This window comes from Aeromonas sp. 600479 (assembly GCF_049175515.1).
Classification (GTDB): domain Bacteria; phylum Pseudomonadota; class Gammaproteobacteria; order Enterobacterales; family Aeromonadaceae; genus Aeromonas; species Aeromonas veronii_A.
The window spans coordinates 323057-344063 of record NZ_JAAKVF010000002.1 but is presented as its reverse complement, the minus strand read 5'-3'; the positions used below and the strand labels follow the sequence as shown (position 1 = coordinate 344063).

Here is a 21007-nt window from a genome sequence, read left to right as displayed (position 1 = left end):
TCCCCGACACCAGGGGCAATCCGTTCAGACAGAGCGGGGGTGGCAGCGCTTCTCCCGCACCTTCACCCAAACCCGATCAACAAGCAAAATCCCGGCCACCATGGCCACTATAAACAACATTATCATGGGCTGGCCGCTGGAAATGAGACTCAAGGCAGGCCCCGGGCAGATACCCACCAATCCCCAGCCGATACCGAACAGCGCGGCACCACCGATCAGGCGGTGATCCAGCGTGGGGGCAGGTACTGCCGCGATGGGCTCGCCCAGCACACTCTGACGACGGGGTTTCACCAGCAGGAAGTAACCCGGCATAAAGACCAGCAGGGCCCCCCCCATCACGAAGGCGAGGCTGGGATCCCAGGCGCCAGCCAGATCGAGAAAACCGGTGACCCGGGCGGGATCCACCATGCCGGAGATGGCCATCCCCAGTCCAAACAGCAGGCCCGCGAACAAACTTGTCAGCAATTTCATGGCAATCAGCCCCTTACAGCAGATGATGAGTGATGAAGACGGTGATAAAGCCAGCCGCCATAAAGGTCAGGGTGGCGACAATGGAGCGCAGGGAGAGCCGCCCCATGCCGCAGATGCCGTGGCCGCTGGTGCAGCCATTGCCAAGACGGGTACCGATGCCAACCAGCAAACCGGCCAGCAGCACAACAGGCCAACCGGGCAAGGTGGTGAATGCGGGCATGGTGGCCCAACCCAGAGTCAGCGCCAACCAGGCGCCCGCCCCCAGCCCCAGCAGAAACAGCACCCGCCACGGTGCACGGTGTTGCAGCGCACCGGCCAAAATGCCGCTGATCCCGGCCACCCGGCCGTTGAACAACATCAGGATCAGGGCCGACAGCCCTGCCAGCATGCCGCCGCCCAAAGAGAGCAGCCATTGGCTTTCCATCATCAAGATTCCTTATTTTCCGAGTGACAAAAATGGGTTTGCAGCGCCCCCAGCACATCGGCAGCTGCCTCGCTCACCAGCGAGTAGTAGATCTGCTGGGAGACCTTGCGCGAACGGATAAGGCCGTAGCGCTTCAATACCGACAGTTGCTGGGAGAAGGCCGACTGGCCCAGCTGGCTGTGGGCCAGCAATTCCCCGACTCCCTTCTCCCCTTCCACCAGTTGGCAGAGCACCAGCAGGCGTTCAGGGTGAGCCAACGCCTTGAGCAGGGAGGCGGCGGCTGTCGCATGTCTGTTCATCTCGTCGAATTGGCTCATAGAAGTAAATTAGCAATTGCTGATATTTGTTCTATTGTATAAAACAACACTAAATTAGCAATATCTAAAATATATGGGGAGAAAGACCATGACAGTAGATAACGGAGTCAGAATCGTCGCGGGTTGTATGTTGCTGCTCTCGCTGATCCTTACCACCTGGGTGCATCCGGGCTTTGTCTGGCTAAGCGTCTTTGTCGGGGTCAACCTGATCCAGAGTGCGTTCACTGGGTTCTGCCCGGCAGCCCTGATCCTGAAGCGCTTGGGGCTGAAGTAACAGGTCGCGCAAGACAGGGGAACTCCTGCTATCGGGCATAGGTTCTGCTAGCGGGGCGTCATCGCGCAGCGATGGCTATCGTCGCTCCGTGATGCTTATGGAGATAACCAGTCGGCACCATTATTGACAAACTTGTATCTAAATGTTGCTGAAAGGGCGATAAGGCTTTACCTCACCGCTCTGGATGAGTACCATTTTGCCGTTCTTAACACAGCGGAGACCATCAGTGGGCAACTCATCAAGTGACAGTTGTAGACCGACCCTCATCGTCGGTACCAAGGTTGCGAGCTAGCCGCAGGTCTTCTTCTGCCGCAACTCGCAGCCCTGCGAGAAGCGGAAATCCACTCCCCTCTTCTCTTTATTTCACACTTGACGTCAGGTGATCTGGCTTTGCCATGACACCTTGCCTGCATAGTTTCTGCTTCCCACAAGGAGGCTGCTATGCGTTTTATTTCAACTCTGTCCGTATCCAACCGGACTTATCCCCTGCTGAGCAAGCTGGGGCGCGGCATGTTGCCACGCTGGCTGGGCGGCAAACCGCGCCAGCACCACTACCGGCTGCAGATCCGCTGCGAGGATCGTGCAGATATGGAACAGGTGCTGGATATGGTGAACCACACCCTGCAACCGGCCGGGCTACAACCGATGCAATCGATGAAACCGGGTCGCAGCGGCGGGCGTGAGCTGGTACTCAATGTGCACTGCTCTCCACCCCAACGCCGCTATCTGGTGCAGTTTGTCCATCAGGTCGGGGTAGCACATCCGGTGCGCTGGGAGCTGCATCCGCGCATCGACACGGCTCCCGAGCTCAACTGACGCACATCCTGCTGCACTAACAACCGTTCAAGGGGCCAGTCACGCTGGCCCCGCTTGTTGCGTCCTCTCCGAGCGTCAGGGCATCTGATGATGCCCGCGCCCCGGAAGCCAAACCCGGGACGCTGCGTTTTTTCCTGCTGGTCATCCGCTCAATCCCACTCTGATCCATCCGCCATCAGGCGTTTCATCATGGATTGTGCCAAGCCAGCCTTCATAAGAAGGAGTACGCCATGAAGATGTGGCAACAACTAGACATGATCTCCCTGCTCGACACTCTGGCCAGCCTGCTGCTCGCCTTTGTGCTCGGCAGTCTGGTCGGGCTGGAGCGCCAGTACCGCCAACGTACCGCGGGCCTTCGCACCAACGTGCTGGTCGCCGTGGGGGCAGCCCTGTTCGTCAGCTTGGCCCAGCGAATCTATGACCTGCACGGCGGCAACTACAACGTGGTCCATGTGGTGGCCTATATTGTCTCCGGCATCGGCTTTCTCGGCGCCGGTGTCATCATGCGCGAGTCAGGCAATATCCGCGGCATCAACACCGCCGCCACCCTCTGGGGCGTGGCAGCGGTCGGCGCCGCCTGTGGCGCAGGGCTCGCCATGGAAGCAATCCTGGGCGCGTTATTCGTGCTGGCCGCCAACACCCTGCTGCGACCACTGGTCAACCAGATCAACCGTCGCCCGGTAGACAATCTGGATACTGAAGTCACCTACAAGGTGACTGCCCTGACCCCCCGTGAGCATCAAAAGGAGGTGCTGCACTGGCTCGAAGAGATGCTGGAGCAGGCCAACTATCCCATGAGCGAGCTCGACATCGAGCCATTTGGCGAGAGGGATCTGGAGATCTCGGCGGTGCTGCTCGCTACCTCCATCGATGGTGACGAGCTCGACGCCCTGATGGTGAAACTCGGCATTCATCCCCATATCAAGCAGATATTCTGGCGCGCCAGCACCACGGATTGAATGGCTCCATCCACCAACGGCAAAAAGCCCCGCCAGCAATGGCGGGGCTTTCTCATATGGATGAGCGAAGAGTGGCTAGCGACGACTGCGCCAGCGCACCTTGGGGGCGATCACCTGGGCCGTCTGCGCAGGGAGATTACCCGCAATCAGTTGCTGCATCAGCTCGAAAGCGGCGTGGGCCAGCGCCGGACAATCCTGCGCCACCGAGTCGATGCGCATGGGAATGCAGTCGAGCAGGTCGTGATCATCGAAGGTGCACAGCCGCATCCCCGTCTCCATCAACCCCGCCTCGTTGAGGTAGCGCAGCACCCCTTCCAGCAGGGTAAAGGAGGCGGTAAAGAGCCCCTTGGGGGGCGCCCCCAGTTCGGCCACCAACTCGGCCATCAGCTGATAACCGGAGATCGGCTGGTAGTCACGATGGCGTACCCGGGCTGCATCGGCTTCAAAACCGGCGCGATGGAGCCCCAGCTCATAGCCCGCCAGCCGGTGACGGCTGGGGGAGAGATCCAGCAGGCCGCCGAAGTAGTAGATCTGCTCGCCGCACTCGCTGGCCATGTCCCGAACCAGCTCGGCGGTGGCCTTGCAGGCATCGGAGATCACCATGGGCAGGCGCGACTCGCCAATATGGCGGTCGAGCTGCACCACCGGCAGGCGGTCGTGGATGCGGGCATAGATGTCATCACTGTGGCCACTGGAGGCGACAATCAGCCCATCCACCTGACGGCTGATGAGGTTGTCCACCACCCGCTGCTCGAGGGCGGGATCATCCTCGGAGCAGGCGATCAGCAGCTGGATGCCCGCCTCCCGGCAGTGCGCCTCGAGGGCACGGGCAATGCGGGCAAAACCGAAGTTGGTGAGATCGGGGATCACCAGCCCCCAAGTGTAACTGCGGGTCTCGCGCAGGGAGCGGGCGTGAAAGCTCGGCAGGTAGTGACACTCCTCCGCCACCGCCTGAATGCGCTTGCGGGTATCGTCGGCAATCCGGTACTCCGCACTCTTCCCGTTGAGCACCAGACTGGCGGTCGCCTTGGACACCCCCGCCAGTTCGGCGATCTGGGCAATCGTGATCCGTTTCTTCTTCTCCACCTGGCCTCCCGGCTGACTAGAACCGGGCTATTGTACTAGGCACGCCGACAGCGGCCAGTGATTGAGGCAAATTTTGCAGCCATCATCGTCGTGACCTGATGAAAGTTGCGGCTTTTCCCAGGGGAAGTAGCGCGCCGACAGGCTGTGACGCCCCCCATCGATGAAACACTCCAGACTGGAGCGATCACACAGCACGGTGATCCGCCCGCCAGCCCATGGGCTGCTGCGGGTCTCCCATACCCCGCTCTGCCAGTTCTGGCGCCGCAAGGTGATGCGCCCCGGCTGCCACACCAGCTCGGCCACGGCACCGAACCAGAGGCTCCCCTCACCGCAGAGATCCAGCTCGAGCCAGGCCGAGTCGATGGCCAGCCCCGGAAACTCGCCAAGCGTCCCCTCGAAACGGGTCAACTCTCCCTTCAATGCCGCGAGCTCCGCCACCGGCCGCTGGCAGAGCCACTCATCCTGCCAGAACAGCTCCCGCGGGCAGCTCATCTGGTGGAGCCAGCCGTAAGCGACCGTAGGCTGGCTCATCTCGTTCTCCTCCGGCAGCCCCAGCCAACCGAACAAGAGGCGGCGCCCCTGACTGTCTCGGGTGGTTTGCGGCGCATAGAACTCGAAGCCCCGATCCAGCTCGTGGAAAGCCCCGTGCGCGAAGTGCTCGCCGTCGAAATCCCCCGCCAGCCAGCCGCACTGGTAGAGGTTGCGATAATCCTCGCCTGCCGGGGCAATCCCCTGCGGGCAGCTGATCAGCACATGGCACTCACCTAGCGGGAAGAGATCCGGGCACTCCCACATATAGCCAAACTCGCCCAGCCCCCCGCGCCCGCTACCGGTGATGGGGCCCACCCGCTGCCAGCTTTGCAGGGTCTCGCCGCGATAGAGCAGCACTTCCCCCTTGTCATCCAGAGTGCGAGCCCCCAGTACCATCAGCCACTGCTGGCCGTCGTGCCACACCTTGGGGTCGCGCACATGGCCGCTGTAGCCTTCGGGCAGATCCAGCACAGGCCCCAGCTTGGCAAAACCGGCCTCACCGTCGGCGCGGGCCAGACACTGATAGGCGGTGCGGCCGCCATCCGGGTATTTGACATTGCCGGTGTAGATGAGGGTCAGGCGCCCCTGCTCGTCGCTCACCGCAGAGCCCGAATAGCAGCCGTGGCTCTCATAGGCTTCGGTGGGCAACAGCGCCACCGGCTCGTGGTGCCAGTGCAGCAGATCGGTGGAGGTGACATGGCCCCAGCCCTTGTTGCGGTGCTCGCAGCCAAGCGGATTCCACTGGTAGAAAAGGTGGTAACGCCCATCGTGCTCGATAAAGCCGTTGGGATCGTTAAGCAGCCCCACCGGGGCTGCCAGATGCCAGCAGGGCCGATGGGGATCGGCCGCCGCCTTGAGCTGTCCGGCCAGCAGCGACCGGACAATCTGGTTGAGAAGATCGCTTTCCTTCATCACTCCACCTTGTACTTGAGCAGGTAGGATGCGGCGAAGGCGGCACCAAAGGCGATCACCAGCCCGATGATGTAGTGAATAAGGCTCATGGGCTGGACGATGGCCATACCGGGAATACCGGTCAGCCCCACCGCCGTCATCCCCACCTTGGCCGCCACCACGTAGGCGCCGCCGCAGGCCCCGCCAAACAGACCGGCGAGGAAGGGTTTGATGTAGCGCAGGTTGACGCCAAAGATGGCCGCTTCCGTGATACCCAGCAGGCAGGACATGGCAGCCGGCACGGTAATGGCCTTGATCTTCACATCACGAGTCTTGAAGTAGACCGCGAGGCAAGCCCCACCCTGTGCCACGTTGGCCATGGCCCAGATGGGCAGCAGGAAGTTGACGCCAATTTGCGGATTCGCCAGCAGCCCCGCCTCGATGGCGTGGAAGCTGTGATGGATGCCGGTGATGACGATCAGCGAGTAAGTGCCGCCAAACACCAGCCCCGCCAACCAGCCCGCCTGCTCATAGAGGGCACTCAGACCGAACGAGATGCCATCCCCCAACACCCGACCCGCCGGGCCGATAAAGAGCAGCGCCACGAAACCGGTGATGATGACGGTGAGAAACGGCGTGAGGATCAGATCCAGCGCGTCCGGAATGCGCTTGCGCAGCTGTTTCTCCAGATGGGACATAAACCAGACCGCCAAGAGCACCGGGAAGACGGTGCCCTGATAGCCGATCATCGCCACATCCAGCCCGAAGAAGTCCATGGTCTTGAAGCCACCGGCTACGCCCCAGGCGTTGGTCAACGCCGGGTGGGTGAGGATGCCGCCAAGGGTCGCCCCGAGGTACGGATTGCCACCAAACTCACGTGCTGCCGTAAAGCCGATGAGGATCGGCAGTATGATAAAGGCCGCCGAGCTGAACATGTCGAGCATCACAAACAGGGCGCTGTCGGCATTGACCCAACCGTAGGTGCGCACCATGCCAAGCAGCCCCATCAGCAAGCCCGAGGCGACGATGGCCGGAATGATCGGCACGAAGATGTTGGAGAGGGTTCGCGCCAACCGCTGGGCCACGTTGAGCTTGGCCGCCGCCATGTCGGTCAGCTCCGCCTTGCTGGCGGTGCCGGTACCGGTCAGCGTCACAAACTCCGCATAGACCTTGTTGACCAGACCGGTGCCGAAGATCACCTGAATTTGGCCCGCGTTGCTAAAGCACCCCTTGACCCCCTCCAGCTTGTCGATGGCGGCCTTGTTCACCTTGCTGTCGTCGGCCAGCACCAGCCGCAGCCGGGTGGCGCAGTGGGCTGCGCTGACGATGTTCTCCTTGCCCCCGAGCAGGGGCACCAGATTCTTGGCTATCGCACTGATATTCATATTCTTCCTCTTATGACCCGCCACGCTGGCGGGCCCTTGTCACATGAGAGTAGGGGCTGTCGAGCCGGGCTTCTAGCCTCAGCTCAACAGCCGCTTGCGTCTGATCGCAAAAAGGCATCCAGTTCGGAGCGTGTCGGCAGCGCCGTCATGGCCCCCTTGGCGGTGGTGGCGAGCGCCCCGCAGCCGTGAGCCTGAGCCAGAATGGCGGGCAACTCGGCCAGCGTCGGCAGCGACGAGCGCCCGGCCAGCGCCGCCAGCAGACCGGCGACGAAGGCGTCCCCCGCCCCCGTGGTGTCGATGGGCGTCACTTTCTGCCCTACCCACTCCAGCAACTCGCCATCAAGGCGAGCCACCACCCCGGCCGCGCCCCGGGTCACCAGCACCAGCGCCGGGCCAGAGAGAGTTGCAAGCCCGGCGACCAGTTCATCCTCGCCACTCAGCAGTTGCAGCTCCTCAATGGAGAGCTTGACCACATCCGCCTGTGCAATTGCCTGACGCACCAGCGGCAGCATCTCGGCGGGGTTGCCCCACACCTCGGGGCGCAGGTTGGGGTCGAAACAGACCCGCCCGCCTGCCGCCTTGATAGCCGCCATGGCCTGCAGGCAGCTGGTGCGCACCGGCTCGTTGGCGAGCGCGATGGAGCAGGTGAGCAGCCACTGACCGGCGTCGAAGCGGGGCAACTCATTTGGGGTGAGGAACTGGTCGGCGCTGGGACGCACCATAAAGGTGAAGCTGCGCTCCCCCTCGTCATCCAGTTCTACCAGCACGGTAGAGGTGCGATGGTCTGGATCGAACCGCAGCGTACCGATATCCACCCCCTCCCCGCTCAGGGTCTCGGCCATAAAGCGGCCGAACGGATCGGATCCGACCCGGCCGATAAAGGCCGCATCGCCACCCAGCCGTGCCACGCCAACCGCCACATTGGCGGGCGCGCCACCCGGACACTTGAGGTAGTGCAACGCCCCTTCCGGGATCAAGTCCACCACCGCATCCCCCATTACCCACACACGATTCGTCACCTTGCTACTCCACTGCTGCATCGGATCGACTGCCAAACCCGGACTCTGTTCTGTTGGCTGGCATTATCAGCTAAACCGTTTTAGCCAACCAACAGATCTCGGCACCGGCTGCCATTTTTGTGATCGGGATAACGAACTAGAACCAGGTTTCCATCTGCACGCCAAAGTTCCACTCGCCACCGGCGGTGAAGTTGCTCTGGCCCATGGCATCGTCGCTGGCGTAGTTGTCGAGCTCGGAGGACCAGTCCATCCAGCTGGCGAACACCCGCAGTTCGGGCCGCTCGAAGAAACCGGCGGTCTGCGCCTTGAAGGTGGGGGCGAAGGTGAGCTTGGTGAAGTTGCCGTTCACCGCCTGGCGGCCCTTGTAACCCTTGGGATCGAGATCCATGTACTGCCAGGCTGCCTCGTAGACCAGCTCGACGTTCTGGCTCAGCACCTGCGCTACCCGGGTATTGAAGGTGAGCCAGCGGTACTCGTCCCCTTTCACGTAGCGATCCTGACTCTGCTCGGCCAGCAGGGCCGGGGCAAAACGCCAGCGCGGATTAAGATCGGTAGCGCCAAACACGGCGACCCGCACCGCATCGGCGTCCGGCAACAGCTCGCTGTCAGAGCCCAGCCCCTTGACCTCGGCCCCCAGCCCATGACCGTACAGCACCGCCGCCTTGGCAAAACCGGGGTTGAGGCCAAAGAAGCTCTCGCCGTGGTAGGCCAGCAGGGTGTGTGCCCCCTTGTCCGCCGCCTCGCTGCCCGCCCCCTTGTCATTGATGCGGGCGTCATTGTCCTTTGCCGAAAGACCGTTCACCATCCACTGCCAGTTACCGACGCGGTTGTTCATGGTGAGGATGTAGCTCTCGATATCGGAGAGACCGCTGGCGCTGATGTCGCCGTAATCGCGGCCATAGAGAGAGAAGTTGGCCTTCCAGCTATCGGCCAGCTGCACGTCGTAGACACCGCCGCCGGTACCGGCCAGGAACACCACGTCGGAATCGAGCCAGTGGATGTCAAAGTTGTCGCGATCAAAGCGCTTGCCCGCCCACAGCACCGCATTCTTGAAGGGGCCGTCGAAGCTCGCCAGATTGCCGATCTCGGCAAACACCTGACGGGTATTGAGGCTCGAATCGCTGGCGGTCCAGTCGTTGCTGGTCTCCACCCCGTCTGCCAGCATCAGCTTGTAGCGGGCCCAGCTGCCATCCTCGAAGGTCTGGGTTTTCAGCAGGTTGGCCTCCATATAGGTGTCATCCTCATTGCCAAGGCGACCGACGGCCCCGCCCACCGAACCGGCTGGCGTGATGTAGGGGCCGCCGCGCCCGCCGTTGCCATTGCCGTTGACCAACAGGCCCGAGCGGGCGTAGCCGTGAAACTCGAAGCCCTGGGCACCAGCGGTCTTCTCATCCACCTGCTGGCTGCGGTTGTCGGCCACCTGAGCCTGCTCGCTCGCCGCGCTCGCCTTCACTTCCGCCTGACTGGCACGGCTCTCTGCCGCCTCGGCTCTCGCTTCGGCTGCCTGTACCCGCGCCTCCAGCGCCGCCAATCTGGCCTCGACACTCTCACCTGCAATACTCGCCTGCGCCGCCCACAGCGGGCTGCTCATCCCCAATCCCAGCGCTACCGCCAGCGCCAACTTGCTCTTGAACATCATCATCTTCCTCACCTGTCATCTGTGGCCCGGACGGGCGCTGTTGTTATCGACAGCCAGAGCATAGCTAAACCAATTTAGCTAACTCAATACGACAACTAAACCGTTTCAGCAACAGTGTGAGCGGGATAACATTTGTACAGCAGGAATTGGCGGGAGTTGTGAGGAGGATCCCTCATCAGGATCCACTCAATAAGGCGGATCCCGATTCTGCGAGCAGCGACCCTGACAATGTGAATAGGAAGGGGGGCACCTCACCACCAACCGGATCAGGGTGCTGGCGATGGGTCTGCCAGGTATCGGCATACCCTATGCGTCATTCTGTTGGTGGAGATTGTTACACGCATTACACCATCAGGTTCGGCTACAAAGCAGCGTAAATAATACCGATCACGCATGCGATATGGCTGAATACGCGACATTCATGTCGTTCAATTACCAAAATATCAATAAAGATGTTTCTAAATGTTTCTGGCGGTGGATTAATTATTTACCAATAAGAACCATTCCAGTAGCATCGCAGCATTGATTAATAACGGAGACCATCAGTGGGCAATTCATCAGATGACAGTAGGTTGTTGAGCTCGTCAGCCAATACCTGAGTCGCGAGATCCCCGCAGATTGTTCTGCCGCTATCTCGCACTATGCGGAGAGCGGTTTATTTGCACCTGAGTGCAATTCCTTCCCTGTATTCACTCGATGTCTGTTACTGACGCCATCCAATGCTACAGACTGGATGCGTAAATAATGCCTGCATGGGTCTTCTCCTGATATCAGGGTCACCATGTCATTACCACTGTTACCTCATCACGCCATGTTTTTCCGCCTCTGGCGTGCGTCAATGATGGCGAACCTCTATCGCTGCAGGTCAGTAGCCACAAGGCTTTTGACAAGGTGGCATGGGAGATGGCAACAGCCGCTAGCCGGGCGACGACCGTCCCGCGATCCGCTCCACCTTCATTTACTTGTGCCGAGTGCAACACCTGTTCATTCCCCATGCGTGGCTATTGACGGGTAAGCATATGACGATTCTTTACATCAATCAGGAGGTGTGTCATGGACCCTGACCCTGGAGCCGGTATCGGCGACTAGTCCGGATTAATTTTCGGGCGTTATTTCCTTATCTATTTTTGCTGATGTGATGTCAGTCGGAATTCTATTTTCTATTTTCCAGGCTGATGTATTAAAGGATATATAAATGCAATACCAAGATATTCACCAACAACTGTATGTACTGCTGCAAAACAAGGATCGTATGGGGATCCAGAGCCTCAGCCTGAATATTCATGAGGTCGATCTGGCACAAGCGATAAACCGCCTGACAGATAAACATATTCATACCTTTCTCAATCTGGTTCCTGCATTGCGTGCCGCACGCATCTTCCGCCATCTGCCCAGCGATATTCAGGCCAGCCTGGTACGTTCCATGGCCAAGCCCCAATTGGAGGAGTTGTGTACCCGCCTATCCCCCGATGACAGAGCCGATCTCTACAATCGTCTGCCCGCAGCCTTGCGCCAGACCCTGCTCGATGCGATGACAGATGAAGAACGTGAGGATACGCAACGGTTGGCCTCTTACCCGGAAAACCTCGTCGGCTCCATCATGAGCTCGGATTGTGCCAGCCTGACGGCTGACATCACTGTGGGAGAGGGGCTGCAACGGCTGCGCAGCACTGCTGCCGACAGGGAGAGCATCTATACCCTGTATGTCGTGGATGAAATGCGCCGCCTCATCGGGGTTGTCTCCCTGCGCGAACTGTTTCTCGCCGACAGCAAAACCCCCATCTCGGCCATTATGCAGCGCGAGCTGGTGAGTATTCAGGCCGATGCCCCCAAAGGCGAAGCCGCGGAGATGATCGCCCGTTACAACCTGCTGGCCCTCCCCGTATTGAATCAGGATCAGCAGTTGCTCGGCATGGTGACCGTGGATGATGCAATGGATGTTGCCGAAGAGGAAGATGCCAACCGGATTGCCCGCTTCGGTGGTACGGCTGCGCTGGGAGGTCCCGAACTTGATCTTCGCGCATCCAGCACCTTTAACATGTTCAGCGCCCGATTCTTCTGGCTGGCGGTCTTGACCGTATTCGGCATACTGACCAGCAATCTGGTCGCCGCTCAGGAAGAACTCATCAGCGAAGTACTGATCCTCGCAGCCTTTATTGCCCCTATTATCGACATGGGGGGCAACTCGGGCAGCCAGTCGGCCACCTTGGTGATCCGGGCAATGGGCATGGGTCAGATCAAGCTGAGCATGCGTGACTTCTTTTTCGTGCTGCGGCGCGATCTGCCCGTCGCAATGGCTCTGGGGCTGGGTGTCGCCCTGCTGGAAGGGGTGATGGCATTCTGGAGCAAGAGCATCGGCTGGGACATCGTCATGATTGTCAGCCTCTCTGCCATGACGGTGACTGTGGTTGGCAGCCTGCTTGGTCTGGTCCTGCCGTTTGCCGCACGGAAGATGGGGACTGATCCGGCAACCCTCAGCTCCCCCATGCTCACCTCGATCATGGATCTGTTGGGCGTGCTGATCTATTTTGGTTTCGCCTATGCCTTCCTCGGTGGGTCACTGGCTGCTGCCTGACAGCGCACAGCAGATGGGGGCAGCCAAACCACCGCCATCTCCGATAGTTCAAGATAAGAGAGAGAGAGAGAGAGAGGGAGGCATCACGCCTCCCTCTCTCTTTATATCGACACGGGTCTATGCCATCACTTGGTCAGATCGTCGAAGAAGCGTTTCACCCCTTCGAAGAAGCCTTCCGATTTCGGCTTGTGGGTCTTGGCAGCGGCGCCGCTGAAGGATTCGTCCAGCTGGCGCAACAGCTCTTTCTGCTGCTCGGTGAGGTTGACCGGAGTCTCGATCACCACCTTGCACATCAGATCCCCTACCTGGCCGGAGCGCACGGACTTCACGCCCTTGCCGCGCATGCGGAACATCTTGCCGGTCTGGGTCTCCGGAGTGACCTTGAGCTTGACCCGGCCATCCAGGGTCGGCACTTCGATCTCGCCACCCAGGGCAGCTGCGGTGAAGCTGATGGGCACTTCGCAGTAGAGGTTGTTGCCGTCACGCACGAAAATTTCGTGCTCTTTGACGTGCACCTGTACGTAGAGATCCCCTGCCGGAGCCCCTGCCTCCCCCGCTTCCCCTTCACCGGAGAGACGGATGCGATCGCCGGTATCGACGCCCGCCGGAATTTTCACCGACAGGGTCTTGGTGCGCTGGTAGCGACCTTCACCGTGGCACTTGCGGCACGGATCTTTGATGATCTTGCCGCGACCGTGACAGTGCGGACACGCCTGCTGCACCGCAAAGAAGCCCTGACGCATCTGCACCTGGCCGGAGCCGTGGCAGGTCGGGCAGGTCTGGGCACTGCTGCCGGTGTGGGCACCGGAGCCGTTACAGACTTCACAGTGAACCAGGGTCGGCACCTTGATCTCCTTGGAGACCCCGCGCACCGCCTCTTCCAGCGTCAGCTCCATGGTGTAACGCAGGTCGGAGCCACGGGCCGGGCCACGACGGGCACCACCACGGCCACCGCCGAAGATGTCACCGAATACGTCACCAAACATGTCGGCGAAGTCGGCACCGCCGCCAAAGCCACCGTGGCCACCGCCACCCTGGCTCGGGTCGACACCGGCATGGCCGTACTGGTCGTAACGGGCACGCAGGTTGGCATCGGTCAGGACCTCGTAGGCTTCCTTGACCTCTTTGAACTTCTCTTCGGATGCGGCATCACCCTGATTACGATCCGGGTGATACTTCATGGCCAGGCGCTTGTACGCCTTCTTGATCTCGCGATCGTCGGCATCTTTCGCCACACCCAGTACTTCGTAGAAATCGCGCTTCGACATACTCATCCTGTGGTTACGCAGACGGGCGTTGGTTACCCAACGCCCGTGAATTCATTGACCAAGCCGATGGGCGAAGCGGACTCCGCCCATCTGGGTAGGGCTTACTTCTTGTCGTCTTTCACTTCTTCGAACTCGGCGTCGACTACGTCGTCGTCAGCCTTGGCAGAAGAGGAGGACTGACCGGCATCAGCACCGGCTGCACCCTGGGCCTGAGCCTGCTGCTGGGCAATTTCCATCAGCTTCTGGGACGCTTCCAGCAGAGCCTGCTGTTTGGCTTCGATAGCAGCCTTGTCGTCACCCTTGATGGCAACTTCCAGCTCGCTCAGCGCGGCTTCGATCTTGGTCTTGTCGTCAGCAGGCAGGGCCTCACCGGCTTCGGTGATCTGCTTGCGTACGGAGTGGACCAGACCATCAGCCTGGTTGCGAGCCTGTACCAGCTCTTCAAACTTCTTGTCCTCGGCCGCATTGGCTTCGGCTTCGCGTACCATGCGCTCGATCTCGTCATCAGACAGACCAGAGGAGGCCTGGATGGTGATCTTCTGCTCTTTGTTGGTCTCTTTGTCTTTCGCGGAGACGTGCAGGATACCGTTGGCATCGATGTCGAAGGTCACTTCGATCTGCGGCAGACCACGCGGTGCAGGACGGATGCCTTCCAGGTTGAACTGGCCCAGAGACTTGTTGTCGCTGGCGCGCTTGCGCTCACCCTGCAGCACGTGAATGGTCACGGCAGACTGGTTGTCTTCGGCAGTGGAGAACACCTGGGACTTCTTGGTCGGAATGGTGGTGTTCTTCTCGATCAGTGCAGTCATCACGCTACCCATGGTTTCGATACCCAGGGAGAGCGGGGTGACGTCCAGCAGCAGTACGTCAGTCTTGTCACCGGACAGTACGGCGCCCTGGATGGCAGCACCCATGGCCACGGCTTCGTCCGGGTTGACGTCTTTACGCGGCTCTTTGCCAAAGAACTCGGCAACGGTCTTCTGAACCAGCGGCATACGGGTCTGACCACCAACCAGAATCACGTCGTCGATCTCGCCAACTGCCAGACCGGAGTCTTTCAGGGCAACACGAACCGGCTCCAGAGAGTCCTTCACCATGTCTTCTACCAGGGATTCCAGCTTGGCGCGGGTCACCTTGATGTTCATGTGCTTCGGACCGGTGGCATCTGCAGTGATGTACGGCAGGTTGACGTCGGTCTGCTGGGCAGAAGAGAGCTCGATTTTGGCTTTCTCGGCGGCATCTTTCAGACGCTGCAGAGCCAGCTGGTCGTTGCGCAGGTCGATGCCCTGCTCACGCTTGAACTCGTCAACCAGGTAGTTGATGACGCGGTTGTCGAAGTCTTCACCACCCAGGTGGGTGTTACCGTTGGTCGCCAGTACTTCGAAGGTGGTTTCACCTTCCACTTCGTCGATCTCGATGATGGAGATATCGAAAGTACCGCCACCCAGGTCATACACGGCAACCTTGCGCTCGCCCTTGACCTTGTTTACGCCGTAAGCGAAAGCAGCTGCAGTCGGTTCGTTGATGATGCGCTTAACATCCAGACCGGCGATGCGACCGGCATCCTTGGTGGCCTGACGCTGGGCGTCGTTGAAGTATGCCGGAACAGTGATAACTGCTTCGGTTACCGGCTCGCCCAGGTAGTCTTCGGCGGTCTTTTTCATCTTTTTCAGCACTTCGGCAGAGATCTGCGGCGGTGCCATTTTCTTGCCCTTCACCTCAACCCAGGCGTCACCGTTGTCGGCCTTGGCAATGGCGTACGGCATGATTTTCAGGTCACGCTGCACTTCGTCATCTTCAAAACGACGGCCGATCAGACGCTTGATGGCGAACAGGGTGTTTTTCGGGTTGGTGATGGCCTGACGCTTGGCCGGCTGACCAACCAGGATTTCGCCATCATCGGCATAGGCAATGATGGACGGAGTAGTACGATCGCCTTCTGCGTTCTCGATCACGCGAGCAGTGTCGCCATCCAGAATAGCGACGCAGGAGTTGGTAGTACCCAGGTCAATACCGATGATTTTACCCATTTGACGAATCTCCAAATACTTTGAATAAACTGGCGAGGAACTCGCCTTAATGCGTTAACGGCTAGGTGGGGGCTGCCAATCTGGCTTTCAAGCTCCCGGCATCAAATTTTTTGTGCCGCCGCGGCCTTGCACCCTATATGGGGTCGCCAGACGCAGCTTCAAGCCCCAACCTAAAAAAACCACACCCTTTGTCATGGTTGCGCGATCACGTTGAGCCGTGAAACCGTGCAAGATGAACAGGTGTTGCACTGCGAAACAAAAAGCCCGCCAAGCGGCGGGCCTGGGCATCAAGTGCCGACTCAGTCGGCGGCCTTGGATACCATGACCATGGCCGGACGGATCACGCGACCGTTCAGCTCATAACCTTTCTGCATCACGGCGATCACGGTGTTTGGCGCCACATCTGCACTCGGCACCATGCTCATCGCCTGATGGGCATTCGGGTCAAACGGCTGGTTGGCCGGATCCAGCGCAACCAGACCGAACTTGGCCACACCGCTCTGCATGGATTTCAGCGTCAGCTCGACGCCTTCGATCATCGGCTTGAGCGCCTCATTCTCCTTGTCGGCGAGCTCGATGGCACGCTCCATGTTGTCCAGCACCGGCAGCAACTCGGCAGCGAACTTCTCCAAAGCGAACTTGTGCGCCTTCTCCACGTCCAGCTCGGTACGACGACGCAGATTCTCCATTTCAGCAGCGGTGCGCAGAGCGCGTTCACGCTCTTCCGACGCCTTCTGGAGGGCGGTCTCAAGCTGCGCTTCCAGTTCGGCAATGCGGGCTTGCTCAGCTGTCACTTCACTGTCTACATCGGTCGGCTCGACTGGCTGGGCTTCCACTTGCTCCATCGCTTCAACCTTTTGCTCTTCGTGGTTCATGACATCTCCAATTCCGGGGTTACTTATGAGGGCCCTGACGTCTGGTTGAGCGACCGGACGACCACAGACCGACTATGTTGGCGCTATTATGGGGATGCATCCCCGGCTTTCAAGGGGTAAAAGGCCAATCAGGGTGGATGCTCTGCCGCAAGCAGCTGTTTCTTGGCGTTGCCGCTCACCCTTTAGCCAGCTGACTCAAGGGGATAGCTGCCCCCGTGACACGGGAGAGCGTCACAAGCGGAGCAAAGCACTGTATACTGGCCCGCAATACTCATCCCAGACCCGACAGACTATGGATTCTCCGTTCAAAACCATCGCCCTGATTGGCAAACCCCACCATGAGGGGGCCAACCAGACGCTGACCGGCCTGCATCAATACCTGACCGCCCGCGGCTTTCGGGTACTGGTGGAGAGCCGGGTCGCCCAGACCCTGAGCATCCTCGATGAAAACGTGATGGATCTGGTGCAACTGGGCCAGCAGGCCGATCTCGCCATCGTGGTGGGCGGTGACGGCAACATGCTGGGGGCGGCACGGGTGCTGTCGCGCTTTGATGTGGCGGTGATCGGGGTCAACCGGGGTAACCTCGGCTTTCTGACCGACCTCTCGCCGCAAGATTATCTATTGCCACTGGAGCAGGTGCTCTCCGGCCACTACAAGAGCGAACACCGCTTCCTGCTGGAGGCCTCGGTCTATCGCCACGGCGAGCGCAAATCGAGCAATCTGGCGGTCAACGAGGCGGTACTACACCCGGGCAAGATCGCCCATATGATCGAGTTCGAGGTCTATATCGATGGCAGCTTTATGTATAGCCAGCGCTCGGACGGCATCATCGTCGCCACACCGACCGGCTCAACCGCCTACTCCCTGTCGGCAGGTGGCGCCATCCTCACCCCCAAGCTCAACGCTATCACGCTGGTGCCCATGTTCCCGCATACCCTGAGCAGTCGCCCCATCGTACTCGATGCCGACAGCGAAGTACGGCTGCTGGTCTCGCCGGATAATCAGGACGATGCCATGCAGGTCAGCTGTGACGGTCAGGTGACCCTGGCGGTCCACCCGGGGGACGAGATCCTCATCAAGAAGAGCCACCACCAGCTCCATCTGGTTCACCCGCTCGACTACAGCTACTTCCACGTGCTGCGCAACAAGCTCGGCTGGGGCAGCAAGCTGTTTTAATCGGCGCTGACCGACAACGGCATTGCCACAGAGGGCGCCTGAATTGGCGCCCTTCTCTTTTCTTTTGTGGCAACGTCCCCTGCACTCTCCTATCAGTACCGCGCGCCAATAGTCAGCACAGCATGCTCATAGCTATACCGCACTGGCGCGGCTTTCCTTTGTTAAAAATAACGGAGCCCTCTTTACTGTATATAAGACCAGTATATACTGGATGCATACACAGTAATGTTGACCTATACAGGATGAGACCATGCTGACCCAGCTGACCGTCAACAACTTCGCCATCGTCAAGTTTCTAGAACTCGATCTGCAACCGGGGATGACCTGCATCACAGGTGAGACCGGTGCCGGTAAATCCATCGCCATCGACGCTCTCGGTCTCTGCCTCGGAGAGCGTGCAGAAGCCGGCATGGTGCGACCCGATAGCGACAAAAGCGAGGTCAGCGCCCGCTTCCTGCTGGACAACAACCCGGCCGCCCGCGCCTGGCTCGCCACCAACGAACTGGAAAACGAAGGTGAGTGTATCGTCCGGCGAGTCATCTCCGCCGAGGGCCGCTCACGCAGCTATATCAACGGCGTGCCCGTCCCCCTCACCCAGCTCAAGAATCTGGGTCAGCTGCTGGTCAACGTGCACGGTCAGCATGCCCACCAGATGCTGCTCAAACCCGACTACCAGCTCGCCCTGCTCGACGGCTACGCCGGCCACCATCTGCTGCTCGACGAGGTGCGCCAGCACTATCAGCAGTGGCGCCAACTGCAAAACGAGCTCAACCGGCTCAAGGCCGAGCAGCAGCAGCGGGAGGCCCGTCGCCAACTGATCGAGTATCAGGTGCAGGAGCTGGACGAATTTGCCCTGCAACCAGGGGAGTTCGAAGAGATAGAAGAGGAGCACCAGCGTCTCGCCAACGGTACCGAGTTGATGCAGGAGTGTGGGGCTTGCCTCGATCTGCTCTATGACAACGAAGAGACCACTATCGCAGGGCTGCTGCAATCGGCCGTCGATCGGGCCGAGGGACTGGTCAGCATGGACAGCCGCCTCACCCCGGTACTGGAGATGCTGAATGAAGCGCTGATCGGGGTGCAGGAGAGCCACAGCGAACTTCGCAGCTACCTCGATCGGCTGGAGCTTGATCCCGAGCGCTTCAACGAGCTGGAAGCTCGCCTCTCCAAGGCGATCAATCTGGCCCGCAAGCACCATGTCAAACCGGCAGATCTGGCTCAGTACCATCAGGAGCTGGCCTCTGATCTTGCTCGCCTCAACTCTGATGAAGAGCGGTTAGAGGGGATGGAAGATGAGCTGGCCGAGGCCCGTCAGGCTTTTGTCCAGGCCGCCGAAGCCCTGAGTCAGAGCCGTCAGCGTTACGCCCAGGAGCTGGGTGCCAAGGTAACCAGCAGCATGCACGAACTGGCGATGCCCGATGGCCGCTTTGCCATCGAGGTGCGCCCCGATGCCCAGAGCAGCCTCTCTCCGCTGGGTATAGATCGGGTGGAATTTATGGTCACCACCAACCCGGGCCAACCGATCCAGCCGCTTGGCAAGGTGGCCTCAGGCGGTGAACTGTCACGCATCAGTCTCGCCATCGTGGTGATCAGTGCTCGCAAGATCTCCACCCCGACCCTGATTTTCGACGAAGTGGATGTGGGGATCAGCGGCCCGACTGCCGCCGTGGTAGGTCGCCTGCTGCGCCAGCTCGGGGAGTCCACTCAGGTGATGGTGGTCACTCACTTGCCTCAGGTGGCTGGCAACGGCCACCAGCATATGGTGGTGAGCAAGCATACCGATGGCAAAACCACCGAAACCCGGATGGATGCACTCGACCAGAATGCCCGCCTCAATGAGCTGGCACGCCTGCTCGGTGGCGACCAGATCACCGACAACACATTGGCCAATGCCCGCGAGCTGCTGCGTCGCTGAATCAGGCAATAAAGCCCACTTGCAGCGATGGCGACTGATAACGCTGACAGAACATGCTGACTGCGCAGGCAAGAACGAGTGCCATAGCCTGCACAGTCAGCAATAGCCAATAGCCAATAGCCAATAGCCAATAGCCAATAGCCAATAGCCAATAGCCAACTGTGATAACTGAACTCGCGTCAGGATTACCGACCCAGATCAATAAAATGGCGAGTTAGGCGAAGCTGGCAGCAACATGGGCGTGGATCCGGTTGCCTTCATGTAGCGGATTTCGCATAGTGTTGCCCCCCTTTATGGGTATCCAATTGTGAGGCTTTGTCTATGATCCACGTTTTTGGTCACAAGAATCCTGATAGCGACAGTATCTGCAGTGCGCTGGTTATCACCGACTGGCTCAATGGCCAGGGCCATCAGGCCACCCCATGGCGTCTGGGTGACCTGCGCACCGAAACCCGTTTTATTCTGGAGCAGGCAGGCGTCAGCGAACCCGAGTTGCTGACCAAAGATCTGACCGGTGAAGATGTCTGGCTGGTGGATTTCAGTGATCTGGAACAGGGCCCTGCCACACTGGCACAAGCCAATGTACTGGGCCTGGTGGATCACCACCGTCTCGGCACTCTGGTCACCCAGTCCCCGCTGGATGCCTGGATCCGGGCCGTCGGTTGCACCTGCACCATCGCCTTCGATCTGCTGAGCCAGCAAGGCACTGTAACCCGCAGCCAGGCTCGCCTGATGCTGGGTGCCATCATGAGCGACACCCTCTGTCTCACCTCGCCGACCACCACCGAGCAGGACAAGATCGCTTGTGAGCGTCTGGCACCGCTGGCCGAAGTATCGCTGGCCGAGTTTGGTCAACAGCTGCTGATGGCAAAAACCGACCTGAGCGGTCTCACTCCTGCGCAGTTGCTGCAGCAGGATGAGAAAGCATTCCAGGCCGAAGGTCTGAACTTCATCATGAGCCAGATCGAAGTGGGCAGCGAACAACAGCTTGCCGACCAGATCGAAACTCTGCAGCAAGAGATGGCACACCGTGTTGAAAGCGAAGGGCTCGACTTCTTCGTGCTGATGGTGACTGACCTGACAGCCGCAGCCAGCCGTATCTACTTTACCGAGCACGCCAAAGTACCGGCCGGGTCCAGCTACCACCCGGGCTTTGTCAGCCGCAAGAAGCAGGGTCTGCCCTGGGTGATGGATCTGCTGGCCAAGGCCTGATCCTCACTCGTCATTACCTATTCCCAAGCCCTGCCACTGCGCAGGGCTTTTTCATCGCAACCGCCAGTCGCACTCCCCCCTCTTGCTGACCATCTTGCTCACCACTGCAGTCTCTCGCTTACTCCTTTCACGGCTTATTGACA

Annotated in this window: 18 protein-coding genes; 7 read left to right on the top strand and 11 right to left on the bottom strand. The window is 59.8% G+C overall.

What is annotated here, in order from left to right:
• Positions 1 to 24: 24 nt before the first annotated feature.
• Genes G5149_RS04295 through G5149_RS04285 form a run of 3 tightly spaced genes read right to left on the bottom strand, consistent with a single transcriptional unit; the run spans position 25 to position 1212 of the window.
• Positions 25 to 471 (bottom strand): YeeE/YedE family protein, encoded by a 447-nt coding sequence (locus G5149_RS04295; protein ID WP_160881858.1) that lies wholly within the window; start codon positions 469 to 471, stop codon positions 25 to 27.
• A gap of 13 nt (positions 472 to 484) precedes the next feature.
• Entirely contained in the window at positions 485 to 898 is a 414-nt protein-coding gene (locus tag G5149_RS04290; protein ID WP_421211734.1) for a YeeE/YedE family protein, read from the bottom strand.
• Complete coding sequence (locus G5149_RS04285) at positions 898 to 1212, bottom strand: ArsR/SmtB family transcription factor (RefSeq protein ID WP_124243227.1); 315 nt, start codon at positions 1210 to 1212, stop codon at positions 898 to 900. Before G5149_RS04285 ends, G5149_RS04290 begins: the two co-directional genes overlap by 1 nt.
• Positions 1213 to 1300: 88 nt before the next feature.
• Here G5149_RS04285 and G5149_RS04280 point away from each other — a divergent pair, with 88 nt between their 5' ends.
• From G5149_RS04280 to G5149_RS04270, 3 genes are all read left to right on the top strand, one after another.
• Positions 1301 to 1486, top strand: a complete 186-nt coding sequence (locus G5149_RS04280) for a DUF2892 domain-containing protein (RefSeq protein WP_337073604.1) — start codon at positions 1301 to 1303, stop codon at positions 1484 to 1486.
• Positions 1487 to 1927: 441 nt separating this feature from the next.
• Positions 1928 to 2302: a hypothetical protein gene (locus tag G5149_RS04275; protein ID WP_216979154.1), complete on the top strand. Its 375-nt coding sequence runs from the start codon at positions 1928 to 1930 to the stop codon at positions 2300 to 2302.
• A gap of 230 nt (positions 2303 to 2532) precedes the next feature.
• The gene (locus G5149_RS04270; RefSeq protein ID WP_118854062.1) at positions 2533 to 3261 is read left to right on the top strand and encodes an MgtC/SapB family protein; all 729 of its coding nucleotides are present in this window, start codon (positions 2533 to 2535) and stop codon (positions 3259 to 3261) included.
• Positions 3262 to 3336: 75 nt separating this feature from the next.
• Here the strand turns inward: G5149_RS04270 and G5149_RS04265 are convergent, their stop codons facing one another.
• The 5 genes from G5149_RS04265 to G5149_RS04245 all read right to left on the bottom strand — a co-directional run bounded on the left by G5149_RS04265 (position 3337) and on the right by G5149_RS04245 (position 9815).
• Positions 3337 to 4347 carry a substrate-binding domain-containing protein gene (locus G5149_RS04265; RefSeq protein ID WP_421211733.1) on the bottom strand — a complete coding sequence of 337 codons (1011 nt, stop codon included), beginning with the start codon at positions 4345 to 4347 and terminating at the stop codon, positions 3337 to 3339.
• 27 nt (positions 4348 to 4374) lie between these two features.
• Positions 4375 to 5790 carry a glycoside hydrolase family 32 protein gene (locus G5149_RS04260; protein ID WP_421211731.1) on the bottom strand — a complete coding sequence of 472 codons (1416 nt, stop codon included), beginning with the start codon at positions 5788 to 5790 and terminating at the stop codon, positions 4375 to 4377.
• The gene (locus tag G5149_RS04255) at positions 5790 to 7154 is read right to left on the bottom strand and encodes a sucrose-specific PTS transporter subunit IIBC (protein WP_421211729.1); all 1365 of its coding nucleotides are present in this window, start codon (positions 7152 to 7154) and stop codon (positions 5790 to 5792) included. Before G5149_RS04255 ends, G5149_RS04260 begins: the two co-directional genes overlap by 1 nt.
• 83 nt (positions 7155 to 7237) lie before the next feature.
• The gene (locus G5149_RS04250) at positions 7238 to 8194 is read right to left on the bottom strand and encodes an aminoimidazole riboside kinase (RefSeq protein ID WP_421211804.1); all 957 of its coding nucleotides are present in this window, start codon (positions 8192 to 8194) and stop codon (positions 7238 to 7240) included.
• Positions 8195 to 8309: 115 nt separating this feature from the next.
• Positions 8310 to 9815, bottom strand: a complete 1506-nt coding sequence (locus G5149_RS04245) for a carbohydrate porin (protein WP_216979157.1) — start codon at positions 9813 to 9815, stop codon at positions 8310 to 8312.
• Between the two features lie 1192 nt (positions 9816 to 11007).
• Here G5149_RS04245 and mgtE point away from each other — a divergent pair.
• The gene (gene mgtE / locus G5149_RS04240; RefSeq protein WP_216954257.1) at positions 11008 to 12387 is read left to right on the top strand and encodes a magnesium transporter; all 1380 of its coding nucleotides are present in this window, start codon (positions 11008 to 11010) and stop codon (positions 12385 to 12387) included.
• A gap of 125 nt (positions 12388 to 12512) precedes the next feature.
• On the opposite strand, the gene dnaJ is transcribed toward mgtE, so the two are convergent.
• The 3 genes from dnaJ to grpE form a co-directional block, all read right to left on the bottom strand.
• Positions 12513 to 13655 (bottom strand): molecular chaperone DnaJ, encoded by a 1143-nt coding sequence (gene dnaJ / locus G5149_RS04235; protein ID WP_216954258.1) that lies wholly within the window; start codon positions 13653 to 13655, stop codon positions 12513 to 12515.
• Positions 13656 to 13756: 101 nt separating this feature from the next.
• Complete coding sequence (gene dnaK, locus G5149_RS04230; RefSeq protein ID WP_128836140.1) at positions 13757 to 15685, bottom strand: molecular chaperone DnaK; 1929 nt, start codon at positions 15683 to 15685, stop codon at positions 13757 to 13759.
• Between the two features lie 299 nt (positions 15686 to 15984).
• A complete protein-coding gene (gene grpE, locus G5149_RS04225; RefSeq protein WP_005344280.1) occupies positions 15985 to 16560 on the bottom strand; it encodes a nucleotide exchange factor GrpE in 576 nt (191 codons plus the stop codon).
• A 292-nt stretch (positions 16561 to 16852) separates the two neighbouring features.
• Here grpE and nadK point away from each other — a divergent pair, with 292 nt between their 5' ends.
• From nadK to G5149_RS04210, 3 genes are all read left to right on the top strand, one after another.
• Positions 16853 to 17737 carry an NAD(+) kinase gene (gene nadK, locus G5149_RS04220; RefSeq protein WP_005338038.1) on the top strand — a complete coding sequence of 295 codons (885 nt, stop codon included), beginning with the start codon at positions 16853 to 16855 and terminating at the stop codon, positions 17735 to 17737.
• Positions 17738 to 17987: 250 nt separating this feature from the next.
• A complete protein-coding gene (recN, locus tag G5149_RS04215; RefSeq protein ID WP_058057368.1) occupies positions 17988 to 19652 on the top strand; it encodes a DNA repair protein RecN in 1665 nt (554 codons plus the stop codon).
• A 321-nt stretch (positions 19653 to 19973) separates the two neighbouring features.
• On the top strand, positions 19974 to 20864 hold the full coding sequence (locus G5149_RS04210; protein WP_421211725.1) for a manganese-dependent inorganic pyrophosphatase: 891 nt from the start codon (positions 19974 to 19976) through the stop codon (positions 20862 to 20864).
• Positions 20865 to 21007 lie beyond the last annotated feature (143 nt).

What these genes read in the sequence shown, in the direction of transcription:
- dnaJ (WP_216954258.1), bottom strand. Translation starts at nt 13,655, where the DNA reads ATGTCGAAGCGCGATTTCTACGAAGTACTGGGTGTGGCGAAAGATGCC.
- G5149_RS04210 (WP_421211725.1), top strand. Translation starts at nt 19,974, where the DNA reads ATGATCCACGTTTTTGGTCACAAGAATCCTGATAGCGACAGTATCTGC.
- G5149_RS04260 (WP_421211731.1), bottom strand. Translation starts at nt 5,790, where the DNA reads ATGAAGGAAAGCGATCTTCTCAACCAGATTGTCCGGTCGCTGCTGGCC.
- G5149_RS04275 (WP_216979154.1), top strand. Translation starts at nt 1,928, where the DNA reads ATGCGTTTTATTTCAACTCTGTCCGTATCCAACCGGACTTATCCCCTG.
- mgtE (WP_216954257.1), top strand. Translation starts at nt 11,008, where the DNA reads ATGCAATACCAAGATATTCACCAACAACTGTATGTACTGCTGCAAAAC.
- grpE (WP_005344280.1), bottom strand. Translation starts at nt 16,560, where the DNA reads ATGAACCACGAAGAGCAAAAGGTTGAAGCGATGGAGCAAGTGGAAGCC.
- G5149_RS04280 (WP_337073604.1), top strand. Translation starts at nt 1,301, where the DNA reads ATGACAGTAGATAACGGAGTCAGAATCGTCGCGGGTTGTATGTTGCTG.
- G5149_RS04255 (WP_421211729.1), bottom strand. Translation starts at nt 7,154, where the DNA reads ATGAATATCAGTGCGATAGCCAAGAATCTGGTGCCCCTGCTCGGGGGC.
- G5149_RS04250 (WP_421211804.1), bottom strand. Translation starts at nt 8,194, where the DNA reads ATGCAGCAGTGGAGTAGCAAGGTGACGAATCGTGTGTGGGTAATGGGG.
- recN (WP_058057368.1), top strand. Translation starts at nt 17,988, where the DNA reads ATGCTGACCCAGCTGACCGTCAACAACTTCGCCATCGTCAAGTTTCTA.
- G5149_RS04295 (WP_160881858.1), bottom strand. Translation starts at nt 471, where the DNA reads ATGAAATTGCTGACAAGTTTGTTCGCGGGCCTGCTGTTTGGACTGGGG.
- G5149_RS04270 (WP_118854062.1), top strand. Translation starts at nt 2,533, where the DNA reads ATGAAGATGTGGCAACAACTAGACATGATCTCCCTGCTCGACACTCTG.
- G5149_RS04245 (WP_216979157.1), bottom strand. Translation starts at nt 9,815, where the DNA reads ATGATGATGTTCAAGAGCAAGTTGGCGCTGGCGGTAGCGCTGGGATTG.
- dnaK (WP_128836140.1), bottom strand. Translation starts at nt 15,685, where the DNA reads ATGGGTAAAATCATCGGTATTGACCTGGGTACTACCAACTCCTGCGTC.
- G5149_RS04290 (WP_421211734.1), bottom strand. Translation starts at nt 898, where the DNA reads ATGATGGAAAGCCAATGGCTGCTCTCTTTGGGCGGCGGCATGCTGGCA.
- nadK (WP_005338038.1), top strand. Translation starts at nt 16,853, where the DNA reads ATGGATTCTCCGTTCAAAACCATCGCCCTGATTGGCAAACCCCACCAT.
- G5149_RS04285 (WP_124243227.1), bottom strand. Translation starts at nt 1,212, where the DNA reads ATGAGCCAATTCGACGAGATGAACAGACATGCGACAGCCGCCGCCTCC.